Below are 14,357 nucleotides of genomic sequence, written 5' to 3'. Positions count from 1 at the left end.
CTTAGTCTTGGGGGCGTCGCCCTGCCGTTTCGGCAAGGGCGTCGACCCATGCAAGCTGTCTGGGCAGGCAAATCTGCTTCAGATCATAGTTTTCTTGAACAAACGCGCGCGCCGCTGCGCCCAAGTTCCTACGTTGTGTACCGTTCTCTAGCAGATCAACCACGGTTTTGGTCAAAGCCTCTGTGTCGAAGAAATCTATCAGCAGGCCGGTTTCGCCATCCTTGATCACTTCTTTCACCGGTGCCGTGCTGCTGGCCACGATGGCGCATTCCGCGCTCATGGCTTCCAGCAAGGACCAGCTAAGAACAAACGGATAGGTCAGATAGACATGCACGCGGCTGACCTGCAGCATCGACAGAAAACGCGGATAGGGGACGCGGCCAAGGAAATGTACGCGGGCCCAGTCGGCGTCTGAAATCTGCGGGCGTACCTCATCAATATAGATCTGCTTCCACGTTTTACCGTCCGGCGCTTTGGCGCCATAGCTGACCTCATCGCCACCCAACAGCACAACCTGTGCCTTGGGCCGCGCCGCGAGCAATGCGGGCAAGCTGCGCATAAAGATGTGATAACCGCGATAGGGTTCGAGGTTGCGGTTGATAAAGGTGATCACCTCATCATCACGGCTCAGAATGCGGCCATCTGAGACCTCCAGCCTTGCCTGCGGATCGGGAATCACCTGATCCGTGTCGATCCCGTCATGGGAAACGGTCAGACGATCCTGCCAATGGCCGGGAAAGGTTTCCGCCTGAAAGCGCGTCGGGCTGATGCCTGCGTCCATCACCTCTTCGTGCAGACGGTTGTTCAGGTTTTTCATGCGAATGCGCTGGGTGTCGGCAACAGGCTGTTTCGGAAAGAATTCAGGGTCGAAGCGCGTGAACGTCTCGTCGGTCTGATGATACAGCTCGCAATACAGCCCCAGTTTCGCGTCGGGCCAGACATCTTTCAGAAACAGGCTTTCGCCCCAACCGTGATGGGCCAGAATGACATCCGGCTCGTACCCCTGCTTTTTCAACTGCAACGCGGCGCGCAGACACGATGTGCCGCGGATCAGCTTGGTTTCGAAATCCTGTAGCCACGGGTGTATGCCCTTGGTGCTTTGACCCTGCACTTTATAAGGGATCAGCCGCACACCGTTCCAAACACCGACCTTGTCCACCTTGGGGGTCAGCGCCATCACCTCGTCCCCGCGCGCAGCCAACGCGGGGGCCAGATGTTTGTACTGTCCCGGAAAGTTCTGATGGATACAGAGGATCTTCATTTTTGGTGTACTCGCGACCTGCCTTGCCGCAATCTCGCACGCAGATTTGAAAAAACCAAACCGCCTTTGTGCATTTCATCCCGACTGTCGCTTTGGCGTCAGCCCGTCATTTACGGCTTAGCACTGGACGTCGCCCCCTAGCCGCCCTATCACCCAAGCCCGAAAACGCATTGAATTCGCGTCGCAGAGGAAGAGCCATGTCGCGTTACGCACCCGCCGAGATCGAACCAAAGTGGCAAGCTGCCTGGGATCAGGCCGAAACCTTCAAAGCCGTGCGCTCTGAAGACAAGCCCAAGTATTATGTGCTTGAGATGTTCCCCTATCCGTCGGGCCGCATCCACATCGGTCACGTCCGCAACTACACCATGGGCGATGTGATCGCGCGCTATAAGCTGGCGACGGGCCACAACGTTCTGCACCCGATGGGCTTTGACGCCTTCGGAATGCCTGCGGAAAACGCGGCGATGGCATCGAATGGCCACCCCAAAACGTGGACCTACAACAACATCGACACGATGGTTGCCCAGATGAAACCGCTTGGCTTTGGTCTGGACTGGTCGCGCATGTTCGCCACCTGCGATCCGGAATACTATGGCCAGCAACAGGCGTTGTTCCTTGATTTTCTTGAAAAAGGTCTGGTCTACCGCAAGAACGCTGTCGTGAACTGGGACCCTGTTGATATGACGGTTCTGGCGAACGAGCAGGTTGAAAACGGTCGCGGTTGGCGCTCGGGTGCGCTGGTCGAACGCCGCGAACTGACGCAGTGGTTCTTCAAGATTTCCGACTATTCCAACGAATTGCTGGAAGCGCTGGACACGCTGGACAACTGGCCTGCCAAGGTAAAGCTGATGCAGGCGAACTGGATCGGCAAATCGCGCGGTCTGCAGTTTGCCTTCTCGACCATCGACGGACCCGAGGCGCACGACCGGATCGAGGTGTACACAACACGCCCCGATACGCTGATGGGCGCGTCGTTTGTCGGCATCTCGCCAGATCACCCGCTGGCGCGTGATCTGGAAAAGGACAACGCCGAGATTGCGGAATTCTGCGCCGAATGCCGCCGTATGGGCACGTCCGAGGAAGAGCTGGAAAAGGCCGAAAAGCGCGGCTTTGACACAGGCATCCGCGTGCGTCACCCGTTTGATACGTCGTGGGAACTGCCCGTTTACATCGCCAACTTCATTCTGATGGACTACGGCACAGGCGCGATCTTTGGCTGTCCCGCACACGACCAGCGTGACCTTGATTTCGCACGCAAATACGAACTGCCGGTCGCGTCCGTGTTCGAACCGGTCACACCTGACGACAGCTTTGCCAAGCCCGAACACGGCGGTCCGGCCTATGTGCCTTCCAAGCCCGATCCCGTGCGCTACGTCAAAGGCTTTGCCGGAGAAGAGGTGCAGACAGGCAACGAAGGCATCGATACCGCCGTTGATTTCTGCGAAGCCAACGGTGTGGGCCACGGCGTAACCAAGTTCCGCCTGCGCGACTGGGGCCTGTCCCGTCAGCGCTATTGGGGCTGCCCGATTCCGGTTGTTCATTGTGATGACTGTGGCGTGGTGCCTGAAAAGAAAGAAAACCTGCCCGTTCAGCTGCCCGATGACGTCACATTCGACGTCCCCGGCAACCCGCTGGATCGTCACCCTACATGGCGCGATTGCACCTGCCCGTCTTGTGGCAAGCCCGCCCAGCGTGAAACCGACACGATGGATACCTTTGTGGATTCGTCGTGGTACTTTGCCCGCTTCACCGCGCCGCGTGCCAACACGCCGACCGATCTGGCCGAGGCCGAATACTGGATGAACGTCGACCAATACATCGGCGGCATCGAACACGCGATTCTGCACCTGCTGTATTCGCGCTTCTTCGCGCGGGCGATGCAGATGACCGGCCACCTGCCGGCGAAATCCAGCGAGCCTTTCAATGCGCTGTTCACCCAAGGCATGGTGACCCACGCGATCTACCAGACCAAAGGCGATGATGGTCGCCCCGTCTATCACTACCCCGAAGAGGTGGAGCTGAAAGACGGGAAAGCGTTCCTGAAAGACGGCGGTGCCGAGGTCGAGGTGATCCCGTCGGCCAAGATGTCGAAGTCCAAAAACAACGTGGTCGATCCCGTGGCGATCATCGGCGAATACGGTGCCGACACCGCCCGCTGGTTCGTCCTGTCCGATTCCCCGCCCGAACGCGATGTGGAATGGACGGCCTCTGGAGCGGAAGCTGCGAACAAACACCTTGGCCGCGTCTACCGTATTGCGCTGGAAGCCTCGCAAAATGAGGAAGCGGCGAATGACGCCGACAAGGACCTGCTGCGCGAAATGCACAAGGCGATCCACGATGTGACCCAAGGCGTCGAAACCTTTGGCTTTAACGCGGCCATCGCGCGTCTTTACGGTTTCACCAACACCCTGTCCAAATCCAAGGCGGGTGGTGATGCGAAACGTCAGGCGGCCAAGGCGCTGGCCCAGTTGATGGCCCCGATGACACCGCACCTGTCGGAAGAAATCTGGTCGCTTCTGGGGGGCGAAGGCCTGATTGCCAATGCCGACTGGCCTGTGGCTGATCCCGCCATGTTGATCGACGATGAGGTCACCATGCCCATCCAGGTCAACGGCAAACGCCGCGCCGAAATCTCGGTTCCGAAAGATCTGGACAAGGCCGAGGTTGAAAAGCTGGCGCTCGCAAACGATGCTGTGGTCAAAGCGCTGGATGGCGCTGCACCGAAAAAGATCATCGTTGTGCCGGGGCGGATTGTGAATGTGGTCGTATAACCGACGGATACTGCTGGTCAGCGCCTTGGCGCTGGCCGGTTGCGGGTTCACCCCCGCCTATGGCCCACAAGGCAGCGGCAGCGCCCTTTTGGGCACGATCGCCTTGGAAGAGCCCGCAGAACGCAACGAATACATCCTGAACCGCAGGCTGGAAGAACGGCTGGGCCGCGCAACTGCGCCGCGCTATTCGCTGAAAACCGTTCTGACCACCAATGAAAACGCGCTCGGCTCTACGTCTACTGGGTCGAACACACGTTCCCATGTGGACGGCAAGGTCGCCTACGACCTGATCGATCAAACCACGGGCCAATCCGTGCATAGCCATGTGGTCAGCAGCTTTGTGGGCTATTCCACCAGCGGATCAAACGTATCCACCTTTGCATCCCAACGCGACGCAATGGAACGCTTGATGACCATTCTGGCAGACCAGATCGTGGATCAACTAACGCTGATCGAACCTGACCAACTGCCATGAAGCTGTCAGCCCGCGACGCATCTTCCTATTTCGCCAAGCCCGATCCCGATAAGGCGGCCCTGCTGATCTACGGCGAAGATGCGATGCGCGTGGCCTTGAAACGCCAGCAGGTCATCGCCGCTTTGGTCGGCCCCGAAGGTGAGGCGGAAATGCGCCTGACCCGCATTCCAGCGGGCGATTTGCGTAAGGACCCCGCTCAGTTGATTGATGCGATCAAGGCGCAGGGGTTTTTCCCCGGTCCGCGCGTTGCCTTTGTTGAAGGCGCAGCAGATCAGGCCGCCGCCGACGCCGTGAAAAACGCAATGGAGGATTGGGCCCCGGGCGATGCACAGATCATTGTGACCGCGGGTATGCTCAAGGCCACATCGAAGCTACGCAAACTGTTCGAAGCGCATCCCAGTGCCTATGCCGTCGGCATCTACAACGATCCGCCCACGCGGGACGAAATCGAATCTGATCTGAAAAAATCCGGCCTCACCAATCTGGACCGTGCGGCGATGGATGCGATCATGGCCCTGTCGCGCGAACTCGACCCCGGTGATTTCCGTCAGACCGTTGAAAAGGTCGCGCTGTATAAACTGGGCGATGACACGCCGCTGACACCGGATGAGGTCGCGCTGATGGCGCCTACCTCGACCGAGGCCGAGGTTGATGACATCCTGCATGTCGTCGCCGAAGGCCGTGCCACAGAAATCGGCCCCGTGATGCAACGGCTCGAGGCGCAGGGCGCAAATGCCGTGACACTTGTCATCATGGCGACCCGCCATTTCCGCGCGCTGCATATGGCCGCCTCTGATCCCGGTGGGGCCGCTGCCGGAATCGCCCGCATGCGCCCGCCGATCTTTGGCCCGCGACGCGACCGGATGCTGCGTCAGGCACAGGGCTGGGGCATGATGAAGCTGGAACAGGCGCTGAAAATCCTGACAGATACGGATTTGACGTTACGTTCCGCCGGTCAGAAAGCACCGGCTATGGCCTTGGTCGAACGTTCGCTCATACGATTGGCGATGTTGGCGAAACGCTGACGTCGATCAGGGAGGAAACGATGGGCTACACGGTTGTCGGGTCACGCAAGACCCGTGCTTTTCGCGTTTTGTGGGCAATGGAAGAACTGGGGTTGGCCTACGACCACATCCCCGCGCTGCCCGCCAGTGATGAAATCCGCGCGGTGTCACCCCTTGGAAAAGTGCCCGCGTTGAAAGACGGCGACGACGTGATCTGCGATTCCGTCGCGATCATGACCTATCTGGCCGACAAACACGGCGGCCTGACCCATCCGGCAGGCACAATCGCCCGCGCGCGTCAGGATGCGTGGACCAACCGTATCATCGATGAACTGGACGCGCTTTTGTGGACGGCGGCGCGACATACGTTTGTCCTGCCCAAGGATCAGCGCGTGCCCGAGGTGAAGGAAAGCCTGAAGCCCGAATTCGACCGGAATATCCAGCGCATTGCGGCTGAAATCGACGGGCCGTTTCTGGCGGGCGACATGTTGACCATCCCTGACATTCTGCTGCTGCACTGTGGGTCGTGGGCGCTGGCGGCCAAATTCCCGCCGCTGCCGGATAAAATCAAAGCCAACGCCAAGGTGTTGATGCAGCGCCCCGCCTATCAAAAGGCTGCGGCAATGCCCTAATCGGCGATCCAGCGGGCCGCGTTCTGGCCCGCCCATAGGCCTGTCGCAAAGCAGGCGGTCAGCAGGTAGCCGCCTGTGGGCGCATCCCAATCCAGCATTTCGCCGGCGGCAAACACGCCGGGCATGTCTGTCAGCATCAGGCCATCATTCATCGCCTCAAACGGAATCCCACCCGAGGTCGAGATTGCCTCATCCATCGGGCGCAGGGTGGCGTTGGTTATAGGCAGGCCTTTGACCAACTTGGCGATGTCCTGTGGCGCATCGGGCAGGGGGCGAGCATATTCCATCAGCAGCGCCAGTTTCGCCGGATCAAGCCGCAGCGCCTTTCGCAGGACGTTGGATTTGCTGTCCTTGCCTCGGGGTTTTGACAGGCGTTTGGCGATCGCGTCTTCACTTACATCCGGCATCAGGTCGATGTGCAGCGTCGTGCCTTCGCGCAGGGCAGGGGCAAGCGGATAAATTCCGCCGCCTTCCAACCCTTTGGCGCTGATCACCGCCTCGCCACGGTTTTCCATATCGCCCGCGAGGAACCGTGCATTCTTGATCGGGCTGCCAAAATTTTTCGCCATGTGGGACGACCATGGAACGGTCAGGCCGACGTTTGACGGACCGAAGGATACTGTAGGTATACCTTTTTTATTCAACGTATTGACCCACTCGCCATCCGATCCCAACCGCCGCCAACTCGCACCGCCCATCGCCAGAACGGTGGCTTTGGCCCGCACCGACACCGCGCCGTCCGGCGTGTCGAAAAGCGCCGCGCCATCCTGCCAGCCGGTCCAGCGCCAACGGGCGTTGACCGTCACGCCCATCCCGTCCAGCCGCGCCAACCATGCGCGCAACAGGGGAGAGGCCTTCATCACCTTGGGAAAGACACGGCCCGTCGAGCCGGTGAACACCTCTTGACCCAATCCTTGCGCCCAGTTCGCTACGTCCTCGGGCCTGAAGCGTTCGATCATCGGGCGCAGCACATCGGCGTGGGGGCCGTAGTGGGCCATGAAGGCGTCAAAGGGCTCGGCCTTGGTCAGGTTCAAACCGGACTTGCCCGCCATCAGGAATTTCCGCGCAACTGACGGTTTCTGATCGGCCACCAGCACCGAATATCCAGCCGCAGCCAAGGCATCCGCCGCCATCAACCCCGCAGGTCCGGCGCCGATCACCAGCGCGTCTGTTGTGATGTCCTGCAAGGTCATTCGGCTTGATCTTTCCCTGTTCCGCGCCAGACTCATGGGCCGGAACGACCTAGCACACAAGAGGGGGCGATGTCCGATCCTGATCCGATTTGCCCGCTATGCCTGCGCCCGATCCCAGCAGATGCCAAGCAAAGCCTGCATCACCTGATCCGGCGACTGCGCGGAGGCAAGGGCGGGTCGACGGTGTTGCTTCATAGGTGTACGGTTTCAATTTTTCGTGTCGGATTTTTGGGTCTATATTGAAATTCTATTTATTCAAAAAATTCGAATTGCTTCCAAACATTCTGGTGATCACGATCACGAATATCTCGTACTGCACCGTCCATCCATTGGGATCGAAACTGAGTGAGTGGAGAGTGTTCTGCGATCACACATGTTTTTGACGAATGACCTGACATTTTCTTAGGGATTTCAATGCTTAACGTCAGCTCGCTTGAGTAGTCATTTTTCCCGGCTTGAAACTCGGTTTGATAGATAATTACGATTTCTACGTCTTGAATTCTTTTGCTAGGCTGCTCGGCTAGGTCACCGTCTACTCCGGATTTGATGTGAACAGAAAGGCCGCAGCCATATTCGCCACGCGGTACAATCGAACTGGCCAATGGAAATTGTTTGTAATTTGGCCGCTCCGCCTTTGTCCATTCTCCGAGTGATCGAGAGCCATCTACAAATGCCATATAAAGCGCTCGCACATTGTAAGCGGGGCTTAAGCCGGTGTTCATAAGGGTGAAGTTTAATCTGATGTATTCAGGGCTGCCAAACCTTTCGACGTTTACATCCTTTACACTTAGGTATGCACGAGTCTGGAGATAACCCATCTTTTGAGCGTGGATGTTTCCTTGCTGAGCGATTTCAGCCGCTTGGATGGCGGCATCCGCAGTAGTTCTGGCAGGTTCGACCATGCTCTTCGCGTTCTCAGCTGCTCGCTTCGTGTAAACCAAAGTAAAAATAAGAACGATCAAGCCAATAAGAGTAAGCCCAGAACTGATTATTGCGGCGATTGCCACATCTCCTGCCCACCTAGCCATCTCTTGTTGGGCAGCAAGGTTTTCTTGGATGTTCCGGGCGTTGGCTTCTCGTTCCTCGTCGCTTTTTCCATCATAGACAGCTCGTATTACCGCTAAAGTTTTCTCAATAAGGGTCAAATTGTCCGCTGCTGTTGATAAATGAACGTGTTTGTCTGGAATGCTGACGTTTTGTTGAGCACTAGCTACTCCGGAACAAACAGTTACTGCAGTTATTAAGATTAAGAAGTGTTTTAACATTTGTGAATGAACGCGCTGACAGAATTCAAAATAGAAATTGATCGAACGTTCATGTCCTTATTGCTGATTCTAATCCCAGATAGCTTTTCAATAAACTTCTCAGATGTCATCAATTCGGCTGCTAGCTTGCGTTAAGCACTTTTTGTGCATGCATGCCTGTACACTGCAGGTTCGGGGAGCTCCAAAGAAGCAGCGCACTGTTTAGCCAATTCAAAACTCGCACGCGAGTTCAACACGCCCGAGGCGCTGCGGGCGCATCCGAGGATGGAAGGGTTTCTGAAATGGGTGGCTAAGCGCCCGCCGAATTTCCACAAACGCAGCGCCGGTGGCCGGCGCAAGCGGTAGTTAGTGGTTCTGCATCCGCTCGACGTAGCTGCGCAGTTCTTCGGCTTCGTGGCGGGCTTCGCGCAGGCCTTCCATCGCGGCGGACAGTTCGGCTTCGGTCTGGGTCAGCTGGTTGGTCAGTTCCGCTTCGCGCTGCTGAAGATAGGTGATCGCCTGATCACGGGTTTCTTCGGCCTCGTGCAGTTCCTGGCTCATTTTCTCAAGCTCGTTCACGTCGGCCTGACTGACACGTGTGAAGCGGTGCACCAGCCAGTTTGCGAACCAACCAAGGCAAAACGCTACAAACAGGATAATCGCGGTTGCGATGATAAATTCAGTTCTGTTCACTGTCCGATCCTTCACCGGCGTCAGTCGCCGTAACACCTTCTGCCTGATCTGATGCACCTTCTTCAACGGTTTCATCAGCATTTTCCGTCGATTCTTGTTCAATCAAGCGGAATTCAATGCGGCGGTTGGCTTCGCGACCCTCTTCGGTGTCATTTGTGGCGATTGGATTGACCTCGCCATAGCCCTTGGCCCGATAGCTGGACGTGAACACGCGACGGTCACGCAGTGCGTTCAGAACCGATTGCGCCCGTTCCTGCGACAGCTGTTCGTTCATCAATTCGCGGCCCTGACTGTCGGTGTGGCCCTGAATTTCCAGCGGAATGTCACCGCACAGCGTCAGAAGCTCGGCCAGTTCATCCAGAATGTCCTTGGCCGACAAATCGAGTGTCGCGGAACCCGGTTCAAAGGTGATCTTGCGGTCGCCGATGATGGTGGTGATCTGCGCTACGCATTCTTCTGGTGTCGGGATGCCAAGCGTCGGGTCCAGTTTTTCCTTGTAGGTTAGATTCAGAACAAAGCTGTCCGCGCCCAGTTTATCGGCCAGCACGCCTGCGATGTTGGCCTCGGCGTTCTGGTCGCCTGTATCGCCGGTGACCTGCATCTGTTCGGGGGTCACAACGATTGAACCATTTGCCAGCATCGACAGAACCTCAAGCCCGGCCAGAACACGGCTGGACCAGTTCGCGGGAAGGTCGGGATCAACCCGTGTGCCGACCGTCACGTCAGAAGACGTGAACCGCGCACGGGCATAGTTTTCGGCGGTGCTGCGGGCGGTTTCAGAGTTGATGCGGCCGCGCAGTTGCACATTGCCCTCGGGCGACCGTGTGGCGACGAATTCGATCGGGCCCTGATCCTTTTCGGGATCGGGTGTTTCGGGCAGAACCGCATCCAGAACAAAGGCTTCGGGAAGCGCGTTTTCCAGTTTGCCGACCACCGTGTCGAACAGCGCGGCATCCGTGCCTTCCAAAGCCAAAAGCGCGATGTCGGCGTTGGTGAAGGTCACTTCGCCACCACCCAGATCACCCACAGCTTTGATCGCGGCAGAGGTGGCTTTGCCCCATTCCTTGGACGGCGATCCAAGTGCTATCTGGCATGTTGCGTCGGCTTCCAGACCGGCGGCTTTGGCGGCGGCCAGAATTTGGTCGCGGGCGGCCTCAGTATTGGCGGTGCAGCTGTCGAACCCTGTGGCGTCGGCGGTCTTGGTAAAGCGCAGCACAAAGGGCGTGACCACGGGGCGCGGGGCCTCGAGATCCAGCTCAAGGCTGATTTCTTCGGGCGCGTTGCGTGTCAGCAGGCCTTCGATCCGGTCTTTCGCTGCGGCGCTGTCGGTCATGGCTTTGACGGCGACAACCTCGGCGTTGATCGAGATTTTCGAACGCGGAAGCTCTTCTAGCGCGCGTGTCGAAAAGCGAATGGCGCGATCCCAGCCGTCGGGCGTGGGGAAGTTCGCCATTTCAAGCAGGTTCGATACGTTGTTTTCGCCGCCTGCAATATCGGTGACGATTTTGATGAAATTGTCGATTTCGTAGTTGGTGGGCACCAGACCGATCAGGGAAATCTTTTCATCGTTGCGTAGGATTTCGATGGAGAAATCGGGCGCCTCCAATGCGGCGCTGTCGGCGACTTGCAACTCGTCGATTACACGGGCGGCGTCTACTACAGTACCGGCCAGCGACAGGGCGCGGAACCGTTCGGCTTCGGTCGGGGCGGTGCCGATCACAAAGACCTGCAGGCCGTTCGCATCAACCGAGGCCCATGTCACGCCATCATCCGCCAGCCTGCTTTCTACGCCTGCGATCGAACTTTCTTCGACCAGCCTGACGGAAAAGTAAGCGGCGATGAAAGACACAGCGGCGGCAGCCAGAAAAGTACCGACTACGATAAAAAGCGAAGACAGACGCATAGATGCCCCGACATTAATTAACCGCTTTCTGATAGGCCCTTGGGCAGGTTTCCGCAATCAAAGCATCAGCGCGACGGCGAAAATCAGCACAGGGATCAATCCGGCATCTCGGTTTGACCGGAAGAGGCCGATCAACACGTCGTTGTTTTCGGTGTCCAGTCTGCCCAACTGCCACCACAGGTGCCAGCCCATCAACCAAGGCCCGAAGATCGCGATCAGCATGGTGATCATCTCGGCGTCTGGCACGGCGGCAATCACGGCCATCGCCATCAGCGATACCGTCGCCACAAGGAACCACGATAGGTAGCGGGGCGAGTCGTCGCCGAAAAGCCGCGCGGTGGATTTGATGCCGATCAGCGCGTCGTCCTCGGTATCTTGGTGGGCATAGATCGTGTCGTAGAACAGGGTCCACGCGATGCCCGCCAGATACAGCAGGATCGGCGGCCAGCCCAGGCTACCGGTGTGTGCGGTCCATGCCAGCAAAGCGCCCCAGTTAAACGCGATGCCCAGAAAGACCTGCGGCCACCATGTGAACCGCTTCGCAAACGGGTAGATCGCCACCGGCACCAGCGACACAACGCCCAGCAGAATCGCGGTTTTGTTGAAAGTCAGCAGGATGCCCAATGCGATAAACGCCTGAAGCGCGGTCCACACCACGGCTTTGATCACTGGCACCTGACCCGACGGAATCGGGCGCAGCGCCGTGCGTTCCACCGATCCATCAAAGTCGCGGTCGGTGATGTCGTTCCACGTACAGCCCGCACCTCGCATCAGCACCGCGCCGAATGCGCAGCCGATGAAAATCCACGCGTCATGCCAGCTGGCCGTTCCGGTTGAGATCATCGCCAGCAACAACCCCCACCAGCAGGGCAGCAGCAAAAGCCACGTTCCAATCGGGCGGTCCAGACGGGACAGACGGAAAAACGGCTTCACCGGATTTGGTGCAAAGCGGTCAACCCAGTTGTCTTTTACGGCATCTGCGATTTGGCCCACTGGCGCTTTTGATGTGTCGGACATAAGTTCCGCTCCATGGCAAGGATCAGGCTTTTTGTAGAGCACCCCCTTGGGGAGGCACAACAGGTTCCGCTGTCGCGGGAACAGGCACATTACCTTTTCGGGGTGATGCGGCTGTCCGTGGGCAATGAAGTGGCGCTTTTTAACGGCACAGATGGCGAATGGCTGGCCGATGTGGCCGAGGCGGGCAAACGCGGGGGCACTCTGGCCTGCCGCGAACAGTCGCAGCCGCAGTGGATGCCGCCCGATCTGACGCTCTACTTTGCGCCGATTAAAAAGGCGCGAACCGATTTTATCGTCGAAAAGGCGGTGGAAATGGGCGTGCGCCGGATCGTGCCTGTGCAGACCGATTTTACCAATTCCGAACGCATCCGGCAGGACCGGCTTCAGGCCCATGCGGTCGAGGCGGCGGAACAATGCGGGGCGGTGTATGTGCCCGAGGTCGCGGCGTTGGCCAAACTCGGCCAAGTGCTGCGCGACTGGTCTGACGACGCGCAGCTGATGTTCTGTGACGAGGCTTTGGCAGGTGAGGTGCAAAAGGCCGATTTCGGGGCGCAACCCAAAGACGCGCCTTGGGGCATTCTGATCGGGCCGGAAGGCGGGTTTTCCGACGCGGAACGGTCGCGCCTGCACGGTATGGCGCAATCGGTGCCTGTCCGACTTGGCCCGCGCATCCTGCGGGCGGACACGGCGGCGGTTGCGGCGCTGACGATTTGGCAAACCACCTATGGCGACTGGTGATGCACCGGATCGCCCAACCCGGTGATGAGGCGCGGCTTGATGCGTTTCTGGCGCAACGACCGGCCTCGGCGATGTTTCTGCGGTCGAACCTTGCCGCGCACGGGTTAAGCGGGCAGGGGCACGACCACGCGACGACTTATCACCTGTGGGAAAAGGACGGGCAGATCGCGGGTGTTTTCGGGCTAACGCAAAACCAGAACACCATGGTGCAGTTTCCCGACAATACTTTGAACGATCAGATTTGCACCGACCTGCCGCGTGTTTTGGCAGGCCAGCCGATCGCCGTGATGACGGGCCTCTCGTCCGAAGTTCAGATGGCATTGGGCGCTTTAGGCTTGTCTGATGAGGACCTTTATAAACTGAACCATGATGAGCCTTTATATCAGCGCGATTTAACGGGCTTTATTCCCGAGCAGGGTGCGTTGCGCCGCCCAGAGGCGCGGGATTTCGATTTGTTGGCGCGTTGGTTTGTCGGACATTTTCAGGACACGGGTATCGGCGACGGATCGCTCCACAGTGATAAAGATGCGCTGGTTCGGGCCGAGCGGGCTATTCGTGGGGATGGGACGTGGCTGCTTTGCGATGAACGTGGATTGCCCGTAGCCATGGCTGGCCTGAATGCCCGTGTCGGCGATACAGTTCAAGTTAGCAGCGTTTACGTGCCGACCGAGCTACGAAATCGTGGTCTTGGGCGTACCGTTGTCTCCAAAATGCTTAACTATGAAGCAAGCCAAGGCACCAAACGGGCAATCCTGTTTTCCAACAATGACGCCGCATCGCGGGCATATGAGGCCATCGGCTTTGAGCAGATCGGCACGTTCCGCGTCGCAATCCTGAAGGAGCCAGCATGTCTCTGATCCGACCCGAAGCACAGGCCACGATCAAACGCTGGTCCGAGGCGCTGGCCGGTTTGGCCTTGATCGCGCTGGGCCTTTATTGGGCGCTGGTCGGTGTCGGCTGGCTGTTGAACGCGTTGGGCTGGATTGTGGCAATCGCCGGTGCGGTTCTGGGCTTTGCCGGTATCCAGCGTGCACGGTTCCGGCAAACGGGCGCAGGCCCCGGCATGGTCGAAATCATCGAAGGCCGCGTGCGTTATTTCGGGCCGCTGTCCGGCGGTGTGGTTGATCTGGGCGATCTGCATGAACTGCGCCTTGATCCTAGCCAGTTTTCCGCCCATTGGGTGCTGATCCACGACGGTGCGCCACTGGAAATTCCGCTGAATGCCGATGGCTCGGACGCGCTGTTTGATGCCTTTGCGCTGCTGCCCGGATTGAAAACCGAAATGATGCTGCGCGAGATGGAGCGCAAACCTGCACACCCTGTTGTGATCTGGCGCAGGCCTTCTGAGGTAATTACCCCCGATAGGCTGCATTGACACCTCGGCCATTTCTGACCATGGCTTGGGACTACTACTAACGAACGAAGT

Annotated in this window: 13 protein-coding genes and 1 pseudogene; 8 read left to right on the top strand and 6 right to left on the bottom strand. The window is 58.3% G+C overall.

The window, feature by feature from the left end; all coding sequences use genetic code 11:
* Position 1: 1 nt before the first annotated feature.
* Positions 2–1,261, bottom strand: a complete 1,260-nt coding sequence (locus AC4FIA_RS01255) for a glycosyltransferase family 4 protein (protein WP_490364399.1) — start codon at positions 1,259–1,261, stop codon at positions 2–4.
* A 197-nt stretch (positions 1,262–1,458) separates the two neighbouring features.
* On the opposite strand from AC4FIA_RS01255, the gene leuS reads away from it, so the two are divergent.
* The 4 genes from leuS to AC4FIA_RS01235 are packed head-to-tail and all read left to right on the top strand — an operon-like array spanning position 1,459 to position 6,143.
* Positions 1,459–4,032 (top strand): leucine--tRNA ligase, encoded by a 2,574-nt coding sequence (gene leuS, locus AC4FIA_RS01250; RefSeq protein ID WP_490364398.1) that lies wholly within the window; start codon positions 1,459–1,461, stop codon positions 4,030–4,032.
* The gene (gene lptE, locus AC4FIA_RS01245; protein ID WP_490364397.1) at positions 4,019–4,507 is read left to right on the top strand and encodes an LPS assembly lipoprotein LptE; all 489 of its coding nucleotides are present in this window, start codon (positions 4,019–4,021) and stop codon (positions 4,505–4,507) included. Before leuS ends, lptE begins: the two co-directional genes overlap by 14 nt.
* On the top strand, positions 4,504–5,532 hold the full coding sequence (gene holA, locus AC4FIA_RS01240) for a DNA polymerase III subunit delta (protein ID WP_490364396.1): 1,029 nt from the start codon (positions 4,504–4,506) through the stop codon (positions 5,530–5,532). Before lptE ends, holA begins: the two co-directional genes overlap by 4 nt.
* A gap of 20 nt (positions 5,533–5,552) precedes the next feature.
* Positions 5,553–6,143 carry a glutathione S-transferase family protein gene (locus AC4FIA_RS01235; protein ID WP_490364395.1) on the top strand — a complete coding sequence of 197 codons (591 nt, stop codon included), beginning with the start codon at positions 5,553–5,555 and terminating at the stop codon, positions 6,141–6,143.
* Here AC4FIA_RS01235 and AC4FIA_RS01230 read toward each other — a convergent pair.
* On the bottom strand, positions 6,140–7,336 hold the full coding sequence (locus AC4FIA_RS01230) for a TIGR03862 family flavoprotein (RefSeq protein WP_490364394.1): 1,197 nt from the start codon (positions 7,334–7,336) through the stop codon (positions 6,140–6,142). The genes AC4FIA_RS01235 and AC4FIA_RS01230 overlap by 4 nt on opposite strands.
* A 69-nt stretch (positions 7,337–7,405) precedes the next feature.
* Here AC4FIA_RS01230 and AC4FIA_RS01225 point away from each other — a divergent pair.
* Positions 7,406–7,534 (top strand): annotated as a pseudogene (locus tag AC4FIA_RS01225) (HNH endonuclease); the annotation flags it as partial.
* Positions 7,535–7,587: 53 nt separating this feature from the next.
* Here the strand turns inward: AC4FIA_RS01225 and AC4FIA_RS01220 are convergent.
* The 4 genes from AC4FIA_RS01220 to ubiA form a co-directional block, all read right to left on the bottom strand.
* Positions 7,588–8,601 carry a hypothetical protein gene (locus tag AC4FIA_RS01220; RefSeq protein ID WP_490364393.1) on the bottom strand — a complete coding sequence of 338 codons (1,014 nt, stop codon included), beginning with the start codon at positions 8,599–8,601 and terminating at the stop codon, positions 7,588–7,590.
* A 345-nt stretch (positions 8,602–8,946) separates the two neighbouring features.
* Positions 8,947–9,273, bottom strand: a complete 327-nt coding sequence (locus tag AC4FIA_RS01215) for a hypothetical protein (protein WP_103910470.1) — start codon at positions 9,271–9,273, stop codon at positions 8,947–8,949.
* Complete coding sequence (locus tag AC4FIA_RS01210) at positions 9,260–11,176, bottom strand: OmpA family protein (RefSeq protein WP_490364392.1); 1,917 nt, start codon at positions 11,174–11,176, stop codon at positions 9,260–9,262. The genes AC4FIA_RS01215 and AC4FIA_RS01210 overlap by 14 nt, the downstream gene beginning before the upstream one ends.
* Positions 11,177–11,233: 57 nt before the next feature.
* Complete coding sequence (ubiA, locus tag AC4FIA_RS01205; protein WP_490364391.1) at positions 11,234–12,193, bottom strand: 4-hydroxybenzoate octaprenyltransferase; 960 nt, start codon at positions 12,191–12,193, stop codon at positions 11,234–11,236.
* A gap of 12 nt (positions 12,194–12,205) precedes the next feature.
* Here ubiA and AC4FIA_RS01200 point away from each other — a divergent pair, with 12 nt between their 5' ends.
* From AC4FIA_RS01200 to AC4FIA_RS01190, 3 genes are read left to right on the top strand one after another with little or no spacing between them, the layout of a single operon-like run.
* Complete coding sequence (locus tag AC4FIA_RS01200; RefSeq protein WP_287476647.1) at positions 12,206–12,931, top strand: 16S rRNA (uracil(1498)-N(3))-methyltransferase; 726 nt, start codon at positions 12,206–12,208, stop codon at positions 12,929–12,931.
* Positions 12,931–13,788: a GNAT family N-acetyltransferase gene (locus tag AC4FIA_RS01195; RefSeq protein WP_490364390.1), complete on the top strand. Its 858-nt coding sequence runs from the start codon at positions 12,931–12,933 to the stop codon at positions 13,786–13,788. Before AC4FIA_RS01200 ends, AC4FIA_RS01195 begins: the two co-directional genes overlap by 1 nt.
* Entirely contained in the window at positions 13,779–14,306 is a 528-nt protein-coding gene (locus AC4FIA_RS01190) for a hypothetical protein (RefSeq protein ID WP_490364389.1), read from the top strand. The genes AC4FIA_RS01195 and AC4FIA_RS01190 overlap by 10 nt, the downstream gene beginning before the upstream one ends.
* Positions 14,307–14,357 lie beyond the last annotated feature (51 nt).

The organism is Thalassococcus sp. (assembly GCF_982780845.1).
This window is presented reverse-complemented; position numbering and strand designations above follow the sequence as displayed.